Here is a 23,529-nt window from a genome sequence, read left to right on the forward strand (position 1 = left end):
CTGAAGCCCGGATGCAAGGAATATCCTTGCGCCCGGGCTTCTTTTTTTCCGGAAAGCGGGTGAACCTTTTGCATGAAGTAATCCTCAGCGTGGGAATTGACATCGGAACCTCCACCACACAGCTCATTTTCAGCCGGCTGACCATCGAGAACCGGGCCACGAGCTACACGGTGCCGCGGATTGATATTGTGGAAAAGGAGGTCGTCTACCGCAGCAAAATCTACTTTACGCCGCTGAAATCGGCCACGGAGATTGACGCCGAGGCGGTGAAGAAGATTGTGCGGGAGGAGTACCGCGCGGCGGGCATGACCCCGGGGGAGCTGCGTACCGGCGCGGTCATCATCACCGGCGAGACCGCCCGGAAGCGCAACGCCAATGAGGTGCTGGCCGCGCTGTCCGACCTGGCGGGCGATTTTGTGGTGGCCACGGCGGGGCCGGATCTGGAGTCGGTCCTCTCCGCGCGGGGCGCGGGGGCCGACGCCCTGTCGAAACGGGAGCATACGGTGATCGCCAATTTGGACGTGGGCGGCGGCACCAGCAATATCGCACTCTATGAGAAGGGCGCCCTGCGGGGAACCAGCTGCCTGGACATCGGCGGCAGGCTTATCAAGGTGGAGCAGGACCGCCTGAGCTATATCTATCCCAAGATACGCGACCTGGCCCGCAGCCACGGGATATCGATCTCGGTGGGGGAGGCGGCAGACGAGAAGAAGCTATATGCCGTGTGCCGCCTCATGGCGGCACAGCTCGCCCAGGCCCTGCACCTGATACAGCCGGACGGGGACCACGCCGGGCTCTATACAAACGCCGGGAGGCCGCTGCCGGAAACGCCCCGGATTCGGGGCGTCACCTACTCGGGCGGCGTGGCGGACTGCGTGTACCAGCCGCCCGGCGGGGACGTGTTCCGCTACGGGGACGTCGGCGTCCTGCTGGGCAGGGCCATCCGGGAGGACCCGGACCTGGGCAGGGTGGAGCGTTACGAGGCCCTGGAGACCATCCGGGCCACCGTGGTGGGCGCGGGGACCCACACCACGGAGGTCAGCGGGAGCACCATCCGGTATGAGCGGAATAAGCTGCCCATCAAAAACGTCCCCATTCTCAAGGTGTCCGAGGAAGAGGAGGCGTCGCTGGAGACGCTGAAGGCTTCCATTTTGGATCAGATGCCGCTGTATATGCCGGAGGGGAAGGCGGAACAGATCGCCATCGCCTTTACCGGGGAGAAGCGCACCGGCTTTGCGGAAATTCAGGCGTTGGCGGCGGCGGTGACAGAAAGCGCGAAGGAGGTGATCAGGAGCAGGCATCCCTTGATCGTCGTGGTGGAAAACGATATCGGCAAGGCCCTGGGCAACGCCCTCAACGTGATGCTGCAGCATGAGAAGGACGTGATCTGCATCGACGGCATCAAGACCCTCAGCGGCGACTACATCGATATCGGCGAACCCATCGCGGGCGGGCAGGTGCTGCCCGTCGTGATTAAGACCTTGATCTTTAATTCCTGATGAAAGCGTTATGAGAGGTGAAGTAGCATGATCCTGAAGACAAAGCTGTTTGGCCATGTGTATGAGTTCAAATCCATCCGCGAGGTCATGGCCAAGGCAAACGAGGAGAAGTCGGGCGACAAGCTGGCAGGCATTGCCGCCGAATCCGCAGAGGAGAGAGTGGCCGCGAAGGTGGTTCTCTCCCATCTGACACTGAACGATCTGCGCAACAGCCCCGCCGTCCCCTATGAGGAGGACGAGGTGACCCGCATTATCCAGGACGCCGTCAACGAGACCATTTTCAGCGGCTTTAAAAATATGACCGTGGCGGAGTTTCGCGAGTGGCTGCTGGATATCCGCACCACGCCCGATATGATCCGCCGGGCCTCCCGGGGCATCACCAGCGAGATCGTCGCCGCGGTGTGCAAGCTCATGAGCAACCTGGACCTCATCTATGCGGCCAGGAAGATGCGCGTGACCGCCCACTGCAACACCACCATCGGTCTGCCGGGCACCTTCTCCGCCCGCCTCCAGCCCAACCACACCACAGACGACCCCAAGGGCATCATCGCCTCGGTGATGGAGGGGCTGTCCCTGGGCTGCGGAGACGCCGTCATCGGCCTCAACCCCGTGGACGACAGCGTGGAGAGCGTGGCCCGCATTCTGAAGATGTTCGACGAGTTCAAGAACAAGTGGGAGATCCCCACCCAGATCTGCGTCCTGGCCCACGTGACCACCCAGACCGAGGCCGCGCAGAAATTCGGCGCACCCCTGGACCTCATGTTCCAGTCCATCGCCGGCAGCCAGAAGGGCAACGAGGCCTTCGGCCTCACCGCCGCCATGCTGGACGAGGGCAAGGCCACCATGCTCTCCAAGGGCACCTGCACCGGACCCAACGTGATGTACTTTGAGACCGGGCAGGGCAGCGAGCTCTCCAGCGAGGCCCACCACGGCTGGGACCAGGTGACCATGGAGGCCCGCTGCTACGGGTTTGCCAAGCGGTACAGCCCCTTCCTGGTGAATACCGTCGTGGGTTTCATCGGCCCCGAGTACCTGTATGATTCCAAGCAGGTCACCCGTGCCGGCCTGGAGGACCATTTCATGGGCAAGCTGACCGGCATCCCCATGGGCTGCGACGCCTGCTACACCAACCATATGAAGACCGACCAGAACGATATTGAGAACCTTGCCACCCTGCTGGTGGCCGCGGGCTGCAACTACATCATGGGCGTGCCCCAGGGCGACGACTGCATGCTGATGTACCAGTGCACCGGCTACCACGAGGCGGCGGCCCTGCGCGAGGTCTTCGGCCTGCGCCCCATTCACGAGTTCGATATGTGGCTGGAGAAGATGGGCTTCTCCGAGAACGGCAGGCTGACCCCCAAAGCGGGCGACGCCTCCGTGTTCCTGAAGAGATAAGGAAGGGGTGGAAATCATGGATGAGAAGGACCTGAGAAGCATTATCGAGCAGGTGCTCACGGAGATGAACATGACGCCCGCCCGCGCCGCGGTTTCCGACGGGGCGGCCGGCGCCGCTCCCGCGTCCGCGGTGGAGGACGGCTGCATCCCCGATATCACCGAGGTGGACATCCGCAGGCAGTACCTGGTGGAAGACCCCGAGAACGGAGAGGATTTTGCCGAGCTCAAGGCCAACGCCCCCTGCCGCCTGGGCATCGGCAAGGCCGGCGCCCGCTACAAGACCGATCCCCAGCTCCAGTTCCGCGCCGCCCACTCCGCCGCCCAGGACGCCGTATTCAGCGACGTGGACGCCGAGTTTGTGGAGCGGATGGGCCTGTGGACCGTGCAGACCCAGTGCGACAGCAAGGACACCTACCTGACCCGTCCCGATTTGGGCCGCAGGCTCAGCGCCGAGGGCGCAGCCGCCGTCCGGGAGAAGTGCAAGAAGAACCCGACGGTTCAAATCTACGTCTCCGACGGCCTCAGCTCCGCCGCCGTGGCCGCCAACGTCGGCGACCTGCTGCCCGCCCTGATGCAGGGCCTGCAGAGCTACAAAATCGATGTGGGCACCCCCTTCTTCGTGAAGTACGGCCGGGTGGGCGTGATGGATGAGATCTCAGAGATTACCGGCGCCGAGGTCACCTGCGTGCTCATCGGCGAGCGGCCCGGCCTCATCACTGCCGAGTCCATGTCCGCCTATATCGCCTACAAGGCCACTATGGGGATGCCCGAGGCGCGGCGCACCGTGCTCTCCAACATCCACCGGGCGGGCACCATCCCCGCCGAGGCGGGGGCCCACATCGCCGAGATCATCAAGATCATGCTGGAGAAGAAGGCCAGCGGCACCGATTTGAAACTGTAGGAGTAGGGAGGAAAACTACCATGAAGAGAGATCCACTGCCCGCACACGTTATGGCAACCCGACTGATCCCCAACGTCTCCCCCGACATGGCGAAGGAGCTGGGCCTGGCCCCCGACCAGAAGTCCCTGGCCATCATCACCGCCGACAGCGACGACGTGACCTACACGGCACTGGACGAAGCCACCAAGAAGGCGGACTGCAAGGTGGTCTATGCCAAGAGCTTCTACGCCGGCGCCGCCAACGCCAACACCGCCCTGGCCGGAGAGGTCATCGGCATCCTGGCCGCCCCCAACCCGGCGGAGGCCAGAGCCGGCCTGGAGGCCTGCGTGGACGTGATAGAAAACGTCTGCCACTTCATCTCCGCCAACGAGGACGACAGCATCTGCTACTACGCCCACTGCATCTCCCGGACCGGCTCCTACCTCTCCGAGGGCGCGGGCATCCAGGAGGGCGAGGCCCTGGCCTATCTCATCGCCCCCCCGCTGGAGGCCATGTACGGCGTGGATGCCGCCCTGAAGGCCGCCGACGTGCGGATGTGCGTGCTCTATGCGCCCCCGTCCGAGACCAACTTCGGCGGCGCGCTGCTCACCGGCAGCCAGTCCGCCTGCAAGTCCGCCTGTGACGCCTTTGCCGCCGCCGTGGAGTCTGTCGCCGATCAGCCGAAGATCTGACGGCGGGGACAGCAGACCCCCGCGGAGACCGCGGGGGCGATGAACGGAGGTACATATGAAGGCATTGGGTATGGTTGAAACCCGGGGCCTGGTGGCCTCTATCGAGGCGGCCGACGCCATGGTGAAGGCGGCCAACGTCACCCTCCAGTGCAAGGAGCAGGTGGGAGGGGGGCTGGTCACCGTGATGGTCCGGGGCGACGTGGGCGCGGTCAAGGCCGCCGTGGACGCGGGCGCGGCCGCGGCGGAGCGGGTGGGAGAGCTGCTCTCCGCCCATGTGATCGCCCGGCCCCACGGAGAGCTGGAGGGCGTGCTGGACGGCGGAGGGGAACCCCCGCCAAGGGCGGACGCTCCGGTCCCGGACCGCCTGTCCGAGCCAGAACCGGTTCCCGGGCCGGAGACCCCGGAAGCGGCGAAAGACTCCGACGGCCGGGAGGGTGAGGAGCGCGCTCCGGAGCCGGACGAACTGACGCCGGAGGCGCTGGAGACAATGGCGGTGGTGAAGCTGAGAGCCGCCGCACGGCAGCTGGGGCTGGCGAGCATGACGCGCAAGGAGATTCGCTTTGCCAAGAAGGAAGAACTGGTGACGGCCATCACCGCATTTTTGAAAGGCCGCTGACCCCGCGCGTTTCAAGAACAGGAGAGATTAAGCTATGCAGCTGATTGATAAAGACCTGCTGTCCATGCAGGAGGTCCGCGAGCTGGTGGAGGCGGCCAAGGAGGCCCAGCGGGAGCTGGCCGGGATGAGCCAGGAGCAGGTGGACCACATCGTGCGGGCCATTGCCGACGCGGGCGTGCGCAACGCGAGAAGGCTTGCCCAGATGGCCAACGAGGACACGGGCTTCGGCATCGTGGACGACAAGGTCATCAAGAACATCTTTGCCAGTCGGGGCGTTTACGAGTACATCAAGGACATGAAGACCATCGGCGAGGTGGGCCGGGACGACGCCAAGGGCGTGCGGACCATCGCGGTGCCCGTGGGCGTCATCGCGGGGCTGATCCCCTCCACCAACCCCACCTCCACCGCGCTCTACAAGGCCGAAATCGCCATCAAGGCGGGCAACGCCATCGTGTTTTCCCCCCATCCCGCGGCCCTGCGGAGCATTCTGGAGACCGTCAAGGTCATCCGGCAGGCCGTAGCCGAGGCGGGGGGCAGCGAGAATCTGGTCTCCTGCATCACCATCCCCACCATGGAGGCCACCGACAACCTCATGCGCCACCGGGACGTCGCCATGATCCTGGCCACCGGCGGCTCCGCCATGGTCCGCGCGGCCTACTCCTCCGGGACGCCCGCCATCGGCGTGGGACCCGGCAACGGCCCCGCCTATCTGGAAAAGACCTGCGACCTGCCGCTGGCGGTCAAGCGTATTCTGGACTCCAAAACCTTTGACAACGGCACCGTCTGCGCCTCTGAGCAGTCCATTATCTGCGACGAGGACATGGCCGGCGCCGTGCAGGCCGAGATGGAGCGCCAGGGGGCCTACTTTCTGGACGACGCGGAGCGGGAGCGGCTGGGCCGCTTCATCCTGCGGGCCAACGGCACCATGAACCCGGAGATTGTGGGGCGGAGCGTGGACACCATCGCCAAGCTGGCCGGCCTGGACAGGGTCCCCGCCGGCGCCCGGGTGCTGGTGGCGCGGGAGACCGGCGTGGGCCGGGGCCACCCCTACTCCAACGAGAAGCTGGGGCCCATTCTGGGCTTCTACACCGGTGCCGACTACCGGGATGTGTGCGGCAAGGTCTGCGAAATTCTCCACTACGAGGGTGCGGGCCACACCTTCTCCATGCACACCAACGACGAGAAGATGGTGGACTACTTCGCCCGGCGCGTCCCCGCCTCCCGCGTGCTGGTGAACACCCCCAGCGCCCTGGGCGGCATCGGCGGGACCACGGCCCTCCAGCCCGCCCTGACCCTGGGCTGCGGCGCGGTGGGCGGCTCGGCCACCTCTGAGAACGTGGGTCCCATGCACCTGCTGAACCTGCGCTACGTGGCCCACGGACAGCGGGAGCTGGCCGACATCCGCGCCGAGGTCCCCGACTGCTCCGACGGCATCTGCCGCACGGGCGCGGATCTCTCAGGCGTGGACGTGGACGAAATTGTCCGCAGAATCATCGGCCGCCTTCAGGCCGGCTGAGGTAAATTGAGATAGAAGCCCTGTGCCTTCGGCACATCGTCTTTGAAAGGAAGCGTTATCGATGGCAAACACAATGCAAGCTCTTGGTATGATTGAGACGAAGGGCCTGGTGTCCTCCGTGGAGGCCGCCGACGCCATGGTGAAGGCGGCCAACGTCACCCTCATCGGCAAGGTCCACGTGGGCGGCGGACTGGTGACCGTGATGGTCCGGGGCGACGTGGGTGCGGTTAAGGCCGCCACCGACGCGGGCGCCGCCGCCGCCGAGCGGGTGGGCGAGCTGGTCTCCGTCCATGTCATCCCCCGTCCCCACGAGGAAGTGGAATCCATTCTCCCCACGCTGGGCTGAGAGAGCCCCGACAATATCAATAAAAGGAGTGTTTCTGTTATGTCTGCAATGCAAGCGCTTGGTATGATTGAGACGAAGGGCCTGGTGTCCTCCATTGAGGCCGCCGACGCCATGGTGAAGGCGGCCAACGTCACCCTCATCGGCAAGGTCCACGTGGGCGGCGGACTGGTGACCGTGATGGTCCGGGGCGACGTGGGTGCGGTCAAGGCCGCCACCGACGCGGGCGCCGCCGCCGCCGAGCGGGTGGGCGAGCTGGTCTCCGTCCATGTCATCCCCCGTCCCCACAACGAGGTGGAGAGCATTCTGCCCACCCTGGAGAAGTAAGGCACGGGCTTAAGCCCGTGTCCATCTACCAAAGGAAGGGGTGGAGCGCGTGAAGGCAATCACCGAGGAGATCCTACGGCTGGAGCTGAGAAACAGCCAGCCGGACACCTATTACATCCCCGTGGGTAAAATCCTGACCCCGGCGGCCCGGGAATACCTCCAGCAGCGCAAGATCAGAATTGCGCAGGAGGGCGCGCAGCCCAGAGCGGGCGGCCCAAGGGTCGTCGCCACGGAAGTGCCCCCCATGCCGCAGATTGTGATGTCCGCGCCCGAGCCTCCCAAGCCCAGATTTGTGGACTATGAGACCGGGGCCTACTATATGGAAAAGCCCGAGCACATGACCCACCTCTACGGAAATGTGCTGGTGGTCAAAAATCACCCCCGCATCCTGTTCCGGGGCAGGCTGGACAGTCTGCAGGCCATGATTGTGCTTGCCCAGGTCCAGATCGCCGAGGGCGGGAAGCAGAAGCTGGTGGACGACCTGGGCGGCATCCTCGCCATTCTCCGGGAGATGATGCGCTGCGACGTGCTGGACGAGGCGTTCAGCGGCGGGACCATCCTGGGCCTCACCCACGCCGAGCTGCGGGAGCGGTCCCACGACCCGAAGAAGTTTTTCGGCATCCAGCAGATGGTCCTGCCCGACTGCACCATGGGCAGGGACTACGCCCTGCTCAACCAGATCCGCACCGCCGTCCGGGAGACGGAGGTGGCGGCGGCCGAGGCCTTCCGGGTGGGCGCCAGGTATACCCGCGGGGATATTATCGAGGAGCTCAACCGCCTGTCCAGCGCCATCCATATCATGATGTGTATGTACCTGGCCGGCCAGTACCGCTGAGGAGGAAGACAGAGGAATGGAAGAAATCGTATCCGCCGTTCTGGATGCCGTCCACAAGGCGGGACTGGTGGAGGTGGAGGTCTCCGCCCGGCATGTCCACCTGACACAGCGGGATGTGGAAACCCTCTTCGGACCCGGCGCGAAGCTGGAGCCCAAGCGGCCCCTCTCCCAGCCCGGACAATTCCTGTCCGGGCAGCGGGTGACTCTGGTGGGGCCCAAGGGCCGGAAGGAGCGCACTGCCGTGCTGGGCCCGGTCCGCGGCGCCGCCCAGGTGGAGCTGAGCAAAAGCGACTGCGTGGAGCTGGGCGTGAAGGCCCCCCTGCGGGAGTCCGGCGATGTGGCCGGCTCCGGGGCCGTCACCATTGAGGGCCCCTGCGGCAGCATCCACCTGGAGGAGGGGGCCATTATCGCCCGCAACCATATCCACCTCACCACCGCCGACGCAGAGCTGCTGAACCTGCACGACAAGCAGCGGGTCTCGGTGGCGGTGATGACGGAGCGGCCCGTCGTGTTCCGGGACGTCGTCATCCGGGTCAGTCCCAATTTCAACTGCAGAATGCATATTGATTTCGACGAGGCCAACGCCGCGCTGGTAAGCGGCTTTACCCTGGGAAAGATTATCCGTTAAGCACCCGATTTTTTCAAAAGGAGCGCCTGGAGTATGCTGGACCTTGACCGCGTGAACGCCTATCTCTCCCGTGTGGAGGAGTCCGAGACCAACACCTTCCCGCCTGTGAGCGGTAAGCTCAAGGTGGGCGTGGACCTGGGCACGGCCTACATCGTGCTGGTGGTCCTGGACGAGGAGAACAACCCTGTGGCCTGCGAAAAGCGGGCGTCCGGCGTCCTGCGGGACGGCGTGGTGGTGGACTACACCGGAGCGCTGCGCATCGTCCGGGAGCTGAAGGAGAAGCTGGAGGCCCGGCTGGGCGCGGAGCTGGTGAACTGCGCCATCGCCATGCCCGCGGGCACCGAGTCCAGCGCCAGGACCCACCAGTATGTGGCCGAGGGCGCGGGGCTGGAGGTCACCGCGGTGCTGGATGAGCCCAGCGCGGCCAACGCCGTCTATGAGATTGAGGACGGCGTGGTGGTGGATATCGGCGGCGGCACCACAGGGCTGGCGGTTTTGAAGGGCGGCCGGGTGGTGCAGACCGAGGATGAGCCCACCGGCGGCACCCATCTCTCCCTGGTGCTGGCCGGAAACTATCATATCCCCGTTGAGGAGGCCGAGGCCATCAAGCAGGACTATGCCCGCCACCGGGAAATCCTGCCCGTGGTCCGCCCCGTGGTGGAGAAGATGGCCGCCATTGTCCGGCGCTGCGTGGATAAGGCCGGCACCGACGCCATCTATCTCTGCGGCGGCACCTGCTGCCTCACCGGAATTGAGGGCGTTTTTGAAAAAGAGACCGGGATACGGACCTTCAAACCCGCCAATCCGTTTCTGGTGACGCCCACAGGCATTGCCATGAACTGCAAAATTTAGTAAAGTGAAAGGAGGGGAAGGCATGGACCAAACGCGGCTCATCGACGAGATTGTCTCCCGGGTGGCGGCGAAGCTGGCCGAGACGGGAGACGTGCCTGCCCCCTGTGAAAGCTGCGGCGGCGCGGCCAAGCCCGGACTGCTGGTGCTTACCCAGCAGCACGGGGAGGCCTGCCACGCCGTGCTGGAGAGTGTGCGGCTGCAGGAGCGCTACCGCACGGACTGCGCGCTCCTGCAGGATGACTGTGCCGACATCGGCGGATACGATGTGGTGGTGCTCTACCAGTTTTCCAACGAGGTGCTGGGCAAGCTGGCCGGCGGCGTGTGCGACACGCCCTACACCCGCCTGGCAGCCCAGGCCATCCTGAGGGGCAAGCGGGTGTATGTGCCCACCGAACAGGTGGAGCTCTACCGCTACGCCACCACCGCGCCCGGCGCCTACTACGCCATGATGCGGGAGAAGCTGGATCTGCTGATCGCCTCGGGCGTGACAATCTGCGCCCAGGGCAATCTGGAGCAGTCCATCCTGGACGGGGCCGCACGCGCGTGCGCGCCCGCAGCGTGCCCGTCCGCACCGGCGGCGGAAAAAACCTGCCGGGCGGAGAGGGAGCTGCGGCTTGAGAAGCGGGTCCTCACGGAGAAGGACGTCTCCGACGCGCTGGCCGGCCATTTTACCAGTATCCGCCTCCCCGCCAAATGCATTCTCACGGCGCTTGCACAGGACTGCGCAAAGGACCGGGGAATCCGCCTTGAGCGGGACTGAGCCCGGTGAAGCTCCGGCCGCATACCGCCACTATCCCGGAAAGGAATGATCACTGCTATGAAAGTAGCGAAGGTTATCGGCACCATCTGGGCCACCCGCAAGGAAGAGAAACTGGCGGGGCTGAAGCTGCTGCTGGTGCAGCCGCTGAATCCGCTGGACGGCACACCGGACACAACGCCCATCGTGGCAGCCGACATCATCGGCGCAGGGGTGGGGGAGACGGTCCTTATCGTCAGCGGCAGCTCGGCCCGGAGTGCGGCCGGAGATATGTCCACCCCCGTGGATGCGTCGGTGGTCGGCATCGTGGATGACCAGGAGCTTGATCCCGGCGCGCTGCAATGACACAGCGCGGCCTCGCACCCGACGGCGCGCAGCCCGCGAAAGGAAGTCACAGCTATGAATCTGACCGAAGCGGTGAAAGCCGCGGGGGTGGTCGGCGCCGGCGGCGCGGGCTTCCCCACCCACGTAAAGCTCTCGGCCCGGGCGGAGTGCTTCCTGGTCAACGCCGCCGAGTGCGAGCCGCTGATTGAGACCGATAAATACCTCTGCCGCACCTTCCCGGACCAGATCGTGGCCGCCGCCTCGGCGGTGGCCGCCCATCTGGGCGCGAAACGGACGGTGATCGCCCTCAAGGGGAAGTACCGGGCCGAAATTGCCGCCCTGGAGGACGCCATCCGCCGGATGAACGCCGACGTCGAGCTCTTCCGTATGAAGACCTTCTACCCGGCCGGTGACGAACAGACCATGGTGCAGCAGGTGACGGGACGGTGCGTCCCGGAGCGGGGCCTCCCGCTGGATGTGGGGTGCGTCGTGGACAACGTGGGCACCCTGCTCAATATCCTGGACGCCATGAGCGGAAGGGCCGTGACGGAAAAGTACCTCTCCGTGGTGGGCGAGGTGAAGGAGCCGGTTGTGCTCCATGCGCCCATCGGTACGGCCCTCACCGACTGCGTGGCCGCGGCCTGTCCCACTCTGGCGGACTACGCCCTCATCGTGGGCGGACCCATGATGGGCAGGCCGCTTACGGACCGGGCTGAGATTGAGGCGGCGGTGGTCACCAAGACCACGGGCAACCTCGTCGTCCTGCCCGGGGACCACTACCTCTTCCGCCGGGCCTCGCTGCCGATGGAGACCATCCGGCGGCAGGCCAAGAGCGCCTGCATCCAGTGCCGGATGTGCACAGACCTGTGCCCCCGCTACCTCATCGGGCACCAGATCCGCCCCCATCTGGTCATGCGGAGTCTGTGGCGCGAGCCGGGGATGGAGGACGACGGCGAGTACCTGCGGGCCTTTGGCGACGCGGCCAACTGCTGCGACTGCGGCGTATGCGAGATGTTCGCCTGTCCCATGGGGCTCTCCCCCCGAAAGGTGAATGGCTGCCTCAAGGGGGAGCTGCGCAGGCGGGGCATCCAGGTCCCGCGGGAGACGGAGCCCCAGGCCAGGGAGTACGTGGAGGAGCATAAGACCCCCACCGACCGGCTGACGGCCCGCCTGGGCCTGCTGAGCTACTGCGGACGGCACGCGCATGACTGCCGGACCGTGGCCCCGGAAAGCGTATTCATTCCCTTCCGGCAGCATATCGGCGCTCCCGCCGCGCCCGTCAGGGCCGTGGGGGATACGGTGTCCGCAGGGGAGCTGCTGGCGGCCGCCGCCCGGGACGGACTCTCCGCCAATATCCACGCCAGCATCGACGGCGTGGTGACAGAAATCACACCGGCAGGGGCCCGGCTCCGCCGTAGGGAGGTATAAGCGGCATGGGAAACGCCATCGGCATGGTTGAACTGACCGGCATCGCCCGGGGCGTCGAGACCAGCGACTATATGGTAAAGGCGGCCCAGGTGGACCTTGTCCGCGCCTCCACTGTATGCCCCGGCAAGTACATTATCCTCATCGCCGGCGAGACCGGCGACGTCAAGGCGTCCATGGCGGAGGGCGTGAAGCGCGGGGGGGAGTGCGTGGTGAACACGCTGCTGCTTCCCAACGTCCACCCCCAGCTCATCCCCGCCATCAGCGGGACCACCCAGGCGCCGCTGAGCGGCGCGGTGGGCGTGCTGGAGTTCTATTCGGTGGCCTCCGCCATCACCGCCGCCGACATTGCCGCAAAGGCCGCCGCAGTCACCCTCATCGAGGTGCGCATCGGCTACGCCATCGGCGGCAAGGGCTTTGTGACCCTGACAGGAGACGTGGGCGCCGTCCGGGAGGCGGTGTCCGCGGCGGCGAAGAATACGGAGCTGCTGGTGGGCACCAGCGTCATCCCCCGCCCCGCGCCCCAGGTGCTCCAGTCCCTTTTATAGACCCCCTGCGCGCCATCTGATTTGGAGAAGGAGACGTGTGTATGTTCCAGGAACTCATTGACAACATTACCAACGTAGAAGTATTTACCGGCAGCATCCAGGCGTGGATTAGCAATATTTCCATCAACTCGGTCATCATGCTGATTATGATGATTTTTATGATTGTCGGCGCGGTGGACCGCATCCGCGGCAACAAGCTGGGCTACGGCGAAAAGTTTGAAGAGGGCTTCAACGCCATGGGATCCCTGGCCATCGCCATGGCGGGCGTCGTGGCGGCCGCCCCGGTGCTGGCCATCATCCTCAAGCCCATCCTGGTCCCCATCTACGGCCTCGTGGGCGCGGACCCCTCCATGTTCGCCACCACCATCCTGGCCTGCGATATGGGCGGCTATCCGCTGGCCATGCAGCTCGCCGGCGACCCGGCCACCGGCAACTTCGCCGGCCTGATCCTCGGCAGCATGATGGGCCCCACCATTGTCTTTACCATTCCCGTGGCCCTGTCCATCATTAAGAAGCAGGACCGGCCCTTCCTGGGCGCCGGTGTGCTGGCCGGCCTCATCACCGTGCCCATCGGCTGTATCGCCGGCGGACTGGTGATGAACATGACCAGCCTTAAGATGGACATTGTCTCCATCCTGCGCAACCTGATCCCCGTCATCATCATCGCGGGCATCATCTGCATCTGCCTGTGGTTCTTCCCCGGCAAGATGATCAACGGCTTCAACAAGTTCGGCACCGGCGTCACCGTGGTCATCACGGTTCTGACCGCCATCGCCGTGTTCCAGTACCAGACCAAGATCGAGTTCCCCCTCTTCAACATCATGGTCACCCCCGACGGGGACGGCGTGATTCCGCTGGAGTCCGGCCTGCTGGTCTGCGGCCAGATCGCCATCGTCCTCATCGGCGCCTTCCCCATGGTGGCCTGGATTACCAAGCACTTCGGCAAGGCCCTGGGCAAGCTGGGCAGCATGATGGGCATGGACGGCGAGGGCTCTGCCGGCATGGTGGCCACCCTGGCCAACAACATCGCCATGTTCAACATCATGAATAAGATGAACGATAAAAGCAAGCTCCTCAACGTGGCGTTTGCCGTGTCCGCCGCCTTCGTATTCGGCGATCACCTGGGCTTTGCCGCCGGAGCCAACAACGAGATGATCTTCCCGATGATCGTCGGCAAGCTGGTGGCCGGCATTACCGCACTGATCCTGGCAAACCTCCTCTCTCCCAAGCTGCTGGCCAAGATTGAAATCACCAGGGCCGAGATGGAGAAGGACGACTGATTTTCCAATGAGAAAGGAACCTGATCTATGAACGTGAGTGAAGAGCTCATCCGCGAGATCGTCACCAAGGTGCTTCAGGAGTCCGCAGGCGCTCCCGCTGCCGACTTTGAAAAGCACGTGGATCCCAGCGGCATCATCGGCATCAAGACCAGCACCGTCAGGTGTGAGCCCTTCGGACAGGACGGCGTGACGCTCAAGGACGTGGTCACCCTGGAGGAGGCCCCACGCATGGGCTGCGGCATCATGGAGCTGGACCATACCAGCTTTGAGTGGACGCTCACCTACGACGAGTATGACTTCGTGATCGACGGCACCCTGGAGATTGAGATCGACGGGCGCGTGGTGGTGGGCCGGCCGGGGGATATCATCTATATCCCCAAGAACAGCCGCATCCACTTTCAGACGCCGGACAAAACCCGCTACGCCTACTTTGTGTACCCCGCCAATTGGCAGACGCTGAACGGCTAAACGCGGCCGCTTCCGGCCATCCCCGCCCGGTTCCGACAGGCGGGGACGGCCGGAAGCCCCTTGACATCCGGGGGCCGCAGGTGTATCATAATTCCAGGAACAGACAATTGAATCATGAGTGGTATACAGGTGGGCTCCCAAGGGGAGCCCCTCACAGGGAAGCGGGTGAGAGTCCCGCGCAATGCCGTTGCTGTATTGGCGAAGCGGTCCCCAAATGTCACTGGAGCTGCCGCTCCGGGAAGACGGGGTATCGTGTCGGACGCCTAAGTCAGAATACCTGCCTGTGTATAACGCACACGAAGCCTCCTCGGGCCAAGGAGGGTGCAGTTTCACCTATGGTTGCACCATAGTTTTGTTGCTGTACCCTCCCGGGTACAGCTTTTTTTCATGTCTGTTTTGAAAACCTCTCTCTTGGCGCGGGCGGCGGACCGTGACTGCCAGCACGGTCCGCCGCGCCGCCAGGCCGCTTACGATAGACGCCCTGCCGGCGCAGACGCATGTGAACCGGCAGGGATGTTCTTGCCTATATTTCGGTAAAACGGGACGGCTCCGGGGCAGGAGCCGTCCCACCTTTGCGGCTGGATATGGCCGCGGCCCGGCGGACGTTAGCCATATGCCGGCAGGACCGTGCAGAGAGGGAAAGGAGCAGACGGTGAAGGAAGAAAAAGCGTTTTGGGAGGGGAAATCGTTCTCATTTTTCAGCAATCAGAGCTGCGAGTTTTATCCCTGCCATCCGGTGGCGGAGGGGATGGATTTCAACTGCCTTTTTTGCTACTGCCCCCTCTATATGCTGGGGAGGAGGTGCGGGGGCAGCTTTACCTACCTGGAAAACGGGGTGAAGGACTGCAGCCGGTGCCTTTTGCCCCACCGCCGGGAGAATTACGGCCTGATTTCAGAGAGCTTTCAAAAAATAGCGCAGACCATGGCGGAGCAGGAGCGGGGTGACGGCGGCGCAGATACTATGTGGGATCGGCAGGAGTGAATCGAGGCGTGTTTTCAGCGCCCGCGCCGGCGCGGCCCACATGCGGAAGACGGCCCTGCCCGGCGGCCTGTGGATTTTTCCCGCCGGCAATCGGGGATGGCCGGGCATCAATGCAAAAGGAGGGGAAGGCGGCCACAAATTGTGGCCGCCTTCCCCTCCCGCCCCTGCGGGGCGAGGTGGAGACAATCAGGACCTTTTTATGCATGCTTATTCCTCCTGTCTCTGTCGCCGGCGGACTACAGGCTCTCCCGCAGAAGCTGCACAATCTCCTCCCGGCTGAGGGCCTTATAGCCGCCGTCCATCGGGAAGACGCCGTCTGCGATGCCCTCCAGCATGTCCTCTGTGACGCCCAGCTCGCGCAGGTTCATGACCAGCCCCAGCTCCCGCATCCAGGCCTCCATGCGCTTCAAACCCTCCGCGGCCACCTCGACGGCGGGACCGCCGGCGGGGTCCACACCCCAGACGTTGACGGCGAAGCGCCGGAACTTGTCAAGACCGTGAGGCAGCAAGGCGCGGTAGTACGCCATGGAGACCGCCGAGAGGGTCATGCCGTGGGTGGCGTCGGTGTACGCCCCCACGGACTGGCCGATCATATGGACCATCCAGTCGGTTCGCTTGCCCTGGGCGATGAGGGTGTTGAGCGCCCAGGCGGCAGTCCACATGATGTTGCTGCGGGCCTCGTAATCCTGCGGATTTTGCACCGCAATGCGGCTGCTGTGGATGAGGGACTTCATGAGGCCCTCGGCGAGATAGTCGGAGGTATTGTCGTCCGTACCGGAGAAGTACTGCTCCGTGATATGGTTGAAGATGTCGTAAATTCCGGCCGCCATCTGGTATTTGGGCAGGGTATAGGTCAGCTTCGGATTCAGAATGGAGAACTTGGGAAACACATTGTCCCCGAAGACATGGCCGATTTTCAGCCTGGACGCGTGGTTGGTGATGACTGAGCCGCCGTTCATCTCAGAGCCGGTGCCCGCCATGGTGAGGACGCAGCCCACGGGAATGATTCTGTTGTCCACATCCTCCATCCGCAGGAAGTACTTGTCCCACGGGTCCTCTTCGCACCAGGCGGAGACGGACACCGCCTTGGCATAGTCGCAGACGGACCCCCCGCCCACGGCCAGAATGAAATCCACACGGTTCTCCCGCGCTGTTCTGCACCCCTCATACAGCTTATCCACCGTGGGGTTGGGCATCACGCCGGGCACCTCGCAGACTTCCTTGCCGCAGTCCGCCAGGATTGCGGTCACCTGGCCGTACAGGCCGGACTTTTTGATAGAGCCGCCGCCATAGACCAGCAGCACGTTTTTGCCGTATTTGGCCAGCTCCGCGCCCAGGTTCTCCAGGGCGTCCTCGCCGAAATACAGGCGGGTGGGGTTACAGTAGGTAAAGTTCCCTAGCATCGCAGTTTCCTCCTGATGTGAATGATGTTTTATCCCCCGGCTTCCGCCGCTCAGACAGGCGCGGCGGCGCTCGCGCGTTGTCCGACGTCCTTCAGCTTCCTGGCGGGGACGCCGCCCGCCACCGTGTTGCATGGGACATCCATTGTCACCACCGCGCCGGCCGCCACCACCGCGCCGTCTCCGATGGTCACCCCGGGACAAACGGTGGCGCTGGACCCAATCCACACGCGTTTGCCTATGACAATGGGCGCGGGATGCATATCCTTCCTGCGGTCGGGGTCAAGCTCATGGTTTAAGGTCGCCAGCACCACGTTATGGCCAATCAGGCTGCCCTCGCCGATGGTGATGCCGCCCTGATCCTGAAAGCGGCACCCGGAATTGATGAACACGCCCTTTCCCACCGTAATGTTTTTGCCGAAGTCGGTGTAGAAGGGCGGAAACAGGGTGAATGCCCTATCCACGCTCTTGCCGATAATCATGGAAAACAGCGCCTGAATCTGTTCCGGACCGTGGCAGCCGCTGTTGAGCCGCGCGGTCAGCTCCATCGCTTCATAAGCCGCCGCACTCATGGACCGGTGGGCCTCCGAGCCGTTTATCACCCGTTCTCCGCGGTTGAGATGTTCCAATAGTTCCTTCAGTTCCATGTTTGAGCTCCTCATGATGGTCTGCTTCATACTGCCCGGGGGGACCTTGCCGCTGGGTTCAGCTCCAGTATAGGCGACTGCATCTCTAATTGCAAATACCTATATATTATATGTATATATGCTTGACAGGCATATTGCGCGGCGGTAGAATGGGAAAAAAACGGGGGAAAACAAATGGAAGTGCGCGTACTGCGATATTTCCTGGCGGTAGCCCGGGAGGAGAGTATCTCCGGCGCCGCCGATTCCCTGCATCTAACGCAGCCGACACTGTCCCGCCAGCTGATGGACCTGGAGGCGGAGCTGGGGAGAAAGCTTCTGATCCGCGGGAGCCGCAAGGTCACCCTCACGGAGGAGGGGGCGCTGCTCCGGAAGCGCGCGGAGGAGATTCTGGACCTGATGGAAAAGACGCGCTCTGAGCTCTGCGAGACGGATGAGGCCGATATCACCGGCGATATTTACATCGGCGGCGGCGAGACCGACGCCATGCGGCTGATTGCCCGGACGGCCAAGGAGCTGCAGGCGGCCTATCCGCGCATCCGCTACCACCTGTACAGCGGCAACGGGGAGGATGTGTCGGAGCGGCTGGACAAGGGCCTGCTGGATTTGGGCATCCTGGTGGAGCCCTTTGATATGAAAAAGTATGATTCCATCCAGCTCCCGGCCACCGATATCTGGGGCGTACTGATGCGGAAGGACAGTCCGCTGGCAGAAAAAGAGTACATCCAGCCGGAAGACCTCTGGGAGCTTCCGCTTCTCACCTCGCGCCAGACCATGGCCCAGAAGGAGCTGATGGCGTGGCTGGGCAGAGAGCATGAGGAACTGCATATTGTTACAACATACAACCTGATCTACAACGCCTCGCTCATGGTGGAGGAGGGGCTGGGCTATGCCCTGAGCCTGGACAAGCTCATCAACACCACGGGGGACAGCGCCCTGTGCTTCCGGCCGCTGCGGCCGAAGCTGGAGGTGGGGCTGGACATCGTATGGAAGAAATACCAGGTGTTTTCCCCTGCGACCGCCAAGTTTCTGGAGCAGCTGCAGGCAAAATTTCCGCATGCGTAGAGCGGGGAGCGCCCGCATCTGATTTTGCCGGGGAAGAACCAAGGATAGAACAAAGCGCCGCCGTCCTGAGGAAGCAGGACGGCGGCGCTTTGTTTCGGCTGACAGGAGGAGGTCTGCTGCGGCGGGGATACGCGGGTGTGATAAACGGCCTGATTTTTGTGGTAAATGGTCCTGTCCGTACAAAGGTTGTCTGTAAGTGCGCAACATACGGCAAAACGCCCCGAAGATTTGAATCAAATGCTACAATCATCGTGCCCGTTGATCATTCATGGGGCGTATTACGCCCCCCTCTTTTTGAGGGGGATAGGGAGGAAAACGGAATGGGAAAGAAGAGAAGCCACCGAAAGCTGTGGATGACGCTGACAAGCATATTCGCAGTCTTTTTGGTGGTCGCCATCATCGGCACAATGGTGGCGAATTATTTTGAGCCCGTGCTCAACACATTGCTTATGGCCTCCACCTCTAAAATCGAAGTGGACCCCACGGCTGCGGCGGTGGACACGGAGTATTTCAAGAGCGGTTATACCTATGACCGCACAGGGGAGGAGCAGCTGGTGGCGGACGCGGAGGCTCTGTTCCGCCGGTCGGTGGAGGAGGGCGCGGCCCTGCTTAAGAATGAAGGCAGCGCGCTTCCCATCAAAAGCGGGGAGACGAAAATCACCGTGTTCGGCGTCGCCGGACCCAATTACATCACCGGGCTGAATTCCGAGCTCGAAAAGGCCGGCTATACCGTCGACAGCGCCGTATGGGACTACTATGGCGGCCAACAGGCCACCGCCCGGACCACCATCGGCGTACCCGTATGGGACGATGGCGTGCTGGGCGGCGCCCAGGGCGACGTGGCCCTCGTCACCATCGGACGGCGCGCCGGCGAGGGCACCGACTGCGCCCACCCCGGCGCAGGCTCACTTAACACCGCCGTGGACGCCGCCAACGGCGATTACCTGGACATCTCCCCCGGTGAGGAGTCCATGATGGAGAACGTCAAGCGCCTCAAGGACGAGGGTAAGTTCAAAAAGATTGTTGTCGTCATCAACACCAGCAACATGGTCCACGGCGACTTCATCAACGACCCGCGCTTCGGAATAGACGCCTGCATCTGGATGGGCCAGGCCCAGGAGACCTACGGCACCGAGGGGCTCGTGAACATCCTGAGCGGTAAGGTGAACCCCTCGGGCCGCCTGGTGGACACCGTCTATATGGACAACCTCAAAAATCCCGTCATGATGAACTACGGCGCCATTGACGGAGACCTGTCCGGGGTGGACCAGGCCCTGGTGGAAGAGGTCAAGAACGAAAACTATACCTATAACAACAATCCCCAGGGCGATTTCTGGGAGGACAGCGTGGTCTACCAGGAGGGCATCTACCTGGGGTACAAGTACTACGAGACCCGCTATGAGGATGTGGTGATGGGCACTCCCAATACCGGGAGCTTCCAGTACGACGAATACGTGGCCTATCCCTTCGGCCACGGCCTGAGCTACACGACCTGGGCCTACAGCAACTTCCAGGTGGCCGAGGACGGGGACAACTTCGTGGTCACCCTGGATGTGACCAACACCGGCAGCGTACCCGGGAAGCACTCCGTACTGGTCTACCTCCAGTCCCCCTATACCGACTACGACAAGCTAAACGGAATCGAGAAGGCCGCCGTCACGCTGGTGGGCTTCACCAAGACCGGGATGCTGGACGGCGGCGCCAGCGAGAGCGTCACGGTGGAGGTGCCCAAGTGGCAGCTTCGCTCCTACGACGCCAACAACGCCAAGACCTACATATTGGACGCGGGCAGCTATTACCTCACCGCGGCGGGCTCTTCCCATGAGGCTGTGAACAACATCCTCGCCAAGAAGGGCTTCGGCAATACGGACTCCGCCGGAAACACGGACATGGTATACGAGTACCAGGTGGCCGCGCTGGATACCGAGATCTTCTCAAAATCCTACGCCACAGGAAATTCCATCACCAACCTCTTCGAGTGCGCCGACCCCAACAAGGACGCCGCCGCCAGCCAGACCAACAGCGTGACCTGGGTGAGCCGGAGCGATTGGGAGGGCACTCTGCCCGCCGCGGCGCAGACGATAAGGTACAACGACGATATGGTTGAGCAGGCCCGCCCCATCTCCTACGTGGCCGACCCCGCCCGACAGGCCGAGACCGAGATGCCCCGCTTCGGCGTGGCCAACGGCCTGACTTTGGCGGCCTTTATGGACGTGGAGTACGACGACCCCCTGTGGGATAAGCTGCTGGAGCAGATGACCTACGAGGAGACCGCCAAGCTGGTGATGAACTGCTGGTATGGCTCCGACGCCGTGGCCAGCGTGGGCAAGCTGCGCCAGACCGATCAGGACACCTCCATGGGGCGCACCAACCCCTTTACCGCAAACCCGGATCTGTTGGGTGTGGACTTCACCTCCGGCGATCTGCGGGCCGCCACCTTCAACCGGGAGATCATGAAGGAAATTGGCCTCCTGACCGGCGAGAACAACCTCCACGCCTCCACCGATTCGGCCAAGGCCATCGGTCTCTACGGCTTCAGCCCCAACATCCACCGCTCTCCCTACTCCGGACGGAACGGCGAGTATTTCTCCGAGGACGCCTATATTACCGGCATCGCCTGCGGCCTTGCCGTCCAGGGAATGCAGGAGAAGGGCAGCGTCTGCTTCGTCAAGCACTTCTTCCTCAACGACCAGGAGGACGAGCGGCACGGCATCGCTACCTGGGCCAACGAGCAGACCATCCGCGAGTGCTACCTGCCCGCCTTCGAGTACACCGTCACCCTGGGCGGCGGCATGGGCTTCATGAACTCCTTCAACCGCATCGGCATGATCTGGCCCGGCGAGCACAGAAACTCGCAAATCGTTTTCCTGGAGGAGGAATGCGGGTTTGAGGGCAATATTGTGACCGACATGTACGAAGCCGACTACCAGGACGTCATCGACGGCATTCAGGCCGGCACCACGATGTGGCTCTCCACCGCCAGCAACGAGTACGGCTACGGCCTGCTGACCAGCGAACCCTACCGCAATGACCCCGTCATCGTCAGCGCCCTGGTGGAGGCCGCCCACCGGATGCTCTACGGCGCCACCCGCAGCGCGGCCATGAACGGCCTGAGCTCCAATACCCGGCTGGTGGCGGTCACGCCCTGGTGGCAGACCGCTCTGACTGCTCTGGACGTGACGCTGGGCGTCGTCACCATTGCCTGCGCGGCAATGCTGGTGCGGAGCATTGTCAAAGGAAAAAAGAACGGCGGAGAGGTGGGCAAGAGATGAAACGGCTTTCCAGGATTCTTTTAACGGCGCTTGCCGCAGTGCTGACAGTCTCGCTGGCGGCATGCGGCTCGGGCGTCAAGGTCGCCTATGTCCTGCCGGAGGGCGCGTCGGGCAGCGCCCCCGCGTCAGGGTCCTATGAGCCCTACGAGCAGGTTGTCCTTCCCACCGCCGAGGCCACCAAGGACCACGCCCAGCAGGTGGGCTGGCAGGATGCCGGCGGCAGTTACTTCGCCAACGGCTCCACCCTCACCGTGGGCACGGCGGACATCACCCTGACCGCCGTGTTCCAGGCCAAGGAGCTGATCCGCAGCTTCTGCGAAAACCCCGGGACGATGGACATGACCGCTATGGGGAAGGGGCTGATCGGCCCTACCGCGGCCTATACCATCTTCTACGCCGACGGCACCTGGACGGCGGACGCCGAGGGCCAGGCCAGCTTCTCCCACTTTGAGGGCACCTGGGCCCTCAGCGACGGCGGGGAGCTGTCCATGGTTCTGTCGGAGCAGGACGGCGTGGAGCGCAACAGCGACGTGGAGGTCACCTCCGACGGCAAGACGTTTACTTACACCCTCACCCATCCCGGCGACCGGGGCGGCATGAAGAACCATGTAAACCACATCTCCGCCTATGCCCTCATCACCGCCTATAACGCGGAGCTGGGCGCCTCCGTCCCGGTTCCCGAGGAGCCCTCCTTCACGGTGGAGTTCGTCTCCGGCAAGGAAAACGCGGCCGGGGACACCGCCCCCGTCAGCGGCAGGCTGGGCGAGACCGTTACCATGCCTGAGTGCGGCTTTACCCGTGACGGGGCGGAGTTCACCGGCTGGAAGGCCGACAGCGTGACCTATCAGCCCGGCGACCCCTTTACCGTCCAGGGCTACGACGTGACCGTGACCGCCCAGTGGAGCGACGACAGCCAGGGCGGCTGGGGATTCTGATCGACGAATGGGAGCCGCGGCCAAGCGCCGCGGCTCCCCCACTGAAACACGGGAGGTTCCTATGAACGATATCGTTATTTCACCCCTGGCCAGCCGGAGGACCGAGAAGAAGCTGATCGTCTTTTCCGCCATTCTGCTGGCCCTGGCGCTGCTCTTCCCCCTGATTATATGGGACGCGCTGGGCAGCGGCGCCATGCACTTCATGCAGTACGGCCATGTGAACGTGGCAGGCTCCAGCGCCGGCGATTCCAAGGCAACCTTTTTCTTCGGCCTGGGGTATACCCTGTCCCACATGGGACCCGGCGTGTTTATCCCGGCCCAGCTCTTCGCCGCCCAGTGGCGTGTGGTAATGGGCGTCACCGAGGCCTCCGCCCTGGCCGGCGGCCTTGGGATGGTCACCATGGTTTTCACCGCGCTGCTCTTTTTGACCCCGGTGGCAATGATTGTCATCTACGCCCTGGATCGGAGCGGTAAACGGCCTGGGGTCCGCAAGGCGGCAGGCGGACTCTCCGGCGTCTGTGCTGTGCTGGAACTGCTGACTGTAATCTGGTTTGGGGTCATCGTGGTATCCATGTTTACGAAGGTCAGCAATTACGGCTTCCGCATCTACGATTTCGCCGCCTACGGCGGCAACAAGCTCGCGCTGGAGGCCGTACTGTCCGCCGTGCTGTGTATACTGAACGTCAGGCTGTTCATAAGGCTGCGCAGGGAGAATCAAGCGGCATAGGAGGAATCCGGCCCGCCTCGCTGGGAGGCGGGCCGGATTCCTGTGAACGGTTCAGTCTGTGGTTTGAAAGTTGAAAAACTGTTTGAAATACCCTACAATAGAGCGGGGAATGAGCC

At 63.5% G+C, this 23,529-nt stretch carries 24 protein-coding genes and 1 riboswitch; of the genes, 22 read left to right on the top strand and 2 right to left on the bottom strand.

Annotation, left to right across the window (positions count from 1 at the left end):
• The first annotated feature begins 68 nt into the window (after positions 1-68).
• The 18 genes from eutA to H8S62_RS13465 all read left to right on the top strand — a co-directional run bounded on the left by eutA (position 69) and on the right by H8S62_RS13465 (position 15,370).
• Positions 69-1,499 (top strand): ethanolamine ammonia-lyase reactivating factor EutA, encoded by a 1,431-nt coding sequence (eutA, locus tag H8S62_RS13380; protein ID WP_186919785.1) that lies wholly within the window; start codon positions 69-71, stop codon positions 1,497-1,499.
• A gap of 27 nt (positions 1,500-1,526) precedes the next feature.
• Positions 1,527-2,897, top strand: coding sequence for an ethanolamine ammonia-lyase subunit EutB (locus tag H8S62_RS13385; protein ID WP_186919787.1), 1,371 nt, complete (start codon positions 1,527-1,529; stop codon positions 2,895-2,897).
• Between the two features lie 16 nt (positions 2,898-2,913).
• On the top strand, positions 2,914-3,798 hold the full coding sequence (gene eutC, locus H8S62_RS13390) for an ethanolamine ammonia-lyase subunit EutC (RefSeq protein ID WP_186919789.1): 885 nt from the start codon (positions 2,914-2,916) through the stop codon (positions 3,796-3,798).
• A 20-nt stretch (positions 3,799-3,818) separates the two neighbouring features.
• A complete protein-coding gene (gene eutL, locus H8S62_RS13395) occupies positions 3,819-4,469 on the top strand; it encodes an ethanolamine utilization microcompartment protein EutL (protein WP_155145887.1) in 651 nt (216 codons plus the stop codon).
• 55 nt (positions 4,470-4,524) lie between these two features.
• Positions 4,525-5,085, top strand: a complete 561-nt coding sequence (locus tag H8S62_RS18385) for a BMC domain-containing protein (protein ID WP_186919790.1) — start codon at positions 4,525-4,527, stop codon at positions 5,083-5,085.
• A 34-nt stretch (positions 5,086-5,119) separates the two neighbouring features.
• Positions 5,120-6,601: an acetaldehyde dehydrogenase (acetylating) gene (locus tag H8S62_RS13405; RefSeq protein WP_186919792.1), complete on the top strand. Its 1,482-nt coding sequence runs from the start codon at positions 5,120-5,122 to the stop codon at positions 6,599-6,601.
• Positions 6,602-6,662: 61 nt separating this feature from the next.
• Positions 6,663-6,947: an ethanolamine utilization microcompartment protein EutM gene (eutM, locus tag H8S62_RS13410; protein WP_155145880.1), complete on the top strand. Its 285-nt coding sequence runs from the start codon at positions 6,663-6,665 to the stop codon at positions 6,945-6,947.
• A 39-nt stretch (positions 6,948-6,986) separates the two neighbouring features.
• A complete protein-coding gene (gene eutM / locus H8S62_RS13415; RefSeq protein WP_155145878.1) occupies positions 6,987-7,271 on the top strand; it encodes an ethanolamine utilization microcompartment protein EutM in 285 nt (94 codons plus the stop codon).
• A 49-nt stretch (positions 7,272-7,320) separates the two neighbouring features.
• Positions 7,321-8,106 carry an ATP-binding protein gene (locus H8S62_RS13420; RefSeq protein ID WP_173023798.1) on the top strand — a complete coding sequence of 262 codons (786 nt, stop codon included), beginning with the start codon at positions 7,321-7,323 and terminating at the stop codon, positions 8,104-8,106.
• A 16-nt stretch (positions 8,107-8,122) separates the two neighbouring features.
• Entirely contained in the window at positions 8,123-8,734 is a 612-nt protein-coding gene (pduL, locus tag H8S62_RS13425; RefSeq protein ID WP_186919794.1) for a phosphate propanoyltransferase, read from the top strand.
• A 33-nt stretch (positions 8,735-8,767) separates the two neighbouring features.
• Positions 8,768-9,586: an ethanolamine utilization protein EutJ gene (eutJ, locus tag H8S62_RS13430; RefSeq protein WP_186919796.1), complete on the top strand. Its 819-nt coding sequence runs from the start codon at positions 8,768-8,770 to the stop codon at positions 9,584-9,586.
• 22 nt (positions 9,587-9,608) lie between these two features.
• Positions 9,609-10,346 carry a hypothetical protein gene (locus tag H8S62_RS13435; RefSeq protein ID WP_186919797.1) on the top strand — a complete coding sequence of 246 codons (738 nt, stop codon included), beginning with the start codon at positions 9,609-9,611 and terminating at the stop codon, positions 10,344-10,346.
• Positions 10,347-10,403: 57 nt separating this feature from the next.
• The gene (locus tag H8S62_RS13440) at positions 10,404-10,688 is read left to right on the top strand and encodes a EutN/CcmL family microcompartment protein (RefSeq protein ID WP_155145872.1); all 285 of its coding nucleotides are present in this window, start codon (positions 10,404-10,406) and stop codon (positions 10,686-10,688) included.
• A 54-nt stretch (positions 10,689-10,742) separates the two neighbouring features.
• On the top strand, positions 10,743-12,095 hold the full coding sequence (locus H8S62_RS13445; protein ID WP_186919798.1) for a 4Fe-4S dicluster domain-containing protein: 1,353 nt from the start codon (positions 10,743-10,745) through the stop codon (positions 12,093-12,095).
• A 5-nt stretch (positions 12,096-12,100) separates the two neighbouring features.
• The gene (locus tag H8S62_RS13450; protein WP_186919800.1) at positions 12,101-12,640 is read left to right on the top strand and encodes a BMC domain-containing protein; all 540 of its coding nucleotides are present in this window, start codon (positions 12,101-12,103) and stop codon (positions 12,638-12,640) included.
• 116 nt (positions 12,641-12,756) lie between these two features.
• A complete protein-coding gene (locus H8S62_RS13455; protein ID WP_341481064.1) occupies positions 12,757-13,920 on the top strand; it encodes an ethanolamine utilization protein EutH in 1,164 nt (387 codons plus the stop codon).
• A gap of 27 nt (positions 13,921-13,947) precedes the next feature.
• Positions 13,948-14,388, top strand: coding sequence for a cupin domain-containing protein (locus tag H8S62_RS13460; protein WP_186919804.1), 441 nt, complete (start codon positions 13,948-13,950; stop codon positions 14,386-14,388).
• A gap of 110 nt (positions 14,389-14,498) precedes the next feature.
• A riboswitch (cobalamin riboswitch) is annotated at positions 14,499-14,687 on the top strand.
• 353 nt (positions 14,688-15,040) lie between these two features.
• A complete protein-coding gene (locus H8S62_RS13465; RefSeq protein ID WP_341481063.1) occupies positions 15,041-15,370 on the top strand; it encodes a cysteine-rich small domain-containing protein in 330 nt (109 codons plus the stop codon).
• A 236-nt stretch (positions 15,371-15,606) separates the two neighbouring features.
• Here the strand turns inward: H8S62_RS13465 and H8S62_RS13470 are convergent, their stop codons facing one another.
• Positions 15,607-16,773 (bottom strand): iron-containing alcohol dehydrogenase, encoded by a 1,167-nt coding sequence (locus H8S62_RS13470; protein WP_186919807.1) that lies wholly within the window; start codon positions 16,771-16,773, stop codon positions 15,607-15,609.
• A gap of 50 nt (positions 16,774-16,823) precedes the next feature.
• The gene (locus tag H8S62_RS13475) at positions 16,824-17,417 is read right to left on the bottom strand and encodes a DapH/DapD/GlmU-related protein (protein ID WP_186919809.1); all 594 of its coding nucleotides are present in this window, start codon (positions 17,415-17,417) and stop codon (positions 16,824-16,826) included.
• Between the two features lie 174 nt (positions 17,418-17,591).
• On the opposite strand from H8S62_RS13475, the gene H8S62_RS13480 reads away from it, so the two are divergent.
• From H8S62_RS13480 to H8S62_RS13495, 4 genes are all read left to right on the top strand, one after another.
• A complete protein-coding gene (locus tag H8S62_RS13480; RefSeq protein ID WP_186919811.1) occupies positions 17,592-18,479 on the top strand; it encodes a LysR family transcriptional regulator in 888 nt (295 codons plus the stop codon).
• A 320-nt stretch (positions 18,480-18,799) separates the two neighbouring features.
• Positions 18,800-21,751, top strand: coding sequence for a glycoside hydrolase family 3 protein (locus H8S62_RS13485; RefSeq protein ID WP_186919813.1), 2,952 nt, complete (start codon positions 18,800-18,802; stop codon positions 21,749-21,751).
• The gene (locus H8S62_RS13490) at positions 21,748-22,686 is read left to right on the top strand and encodes an InlB B-repeat-containing protein (protein ID WP_186919815.1); all 939 of its coding nucleotides are present in this window, start codon (positions 21,748-21,750) and stop codon (positions 22,684-22,686) included. Before H8S62_RS13485 ends, H8S62_RS13490 begins: the two co-directional genes overlap by 4 nt.
• 61 nt (positions 22,687-22,747) lie before the next feature.
• Positions 22,748-23,413 (top strand): hypothetical protein, encoded by a 666-nt coding sequence (locus H8S62_RS13495; RefSeq protein WP_155145850.1) that lies wholly within the window; start codon positions 22,748-22,750, stop codon positions 23,411-23,413.
• Positions 23,414-23,529 lie beyond the last annotated feature (116 nt).

The organism is Lawsonibacter faecis (genome assembly GCF_014287675.1).
GTDB classification, from domain to species: Bacteria; Bacillota; Clostridia; order Oscillospirales; family Oscillospiraceae; genus Pseudoflavonifractor; species Pseudoflavonifractor faecis.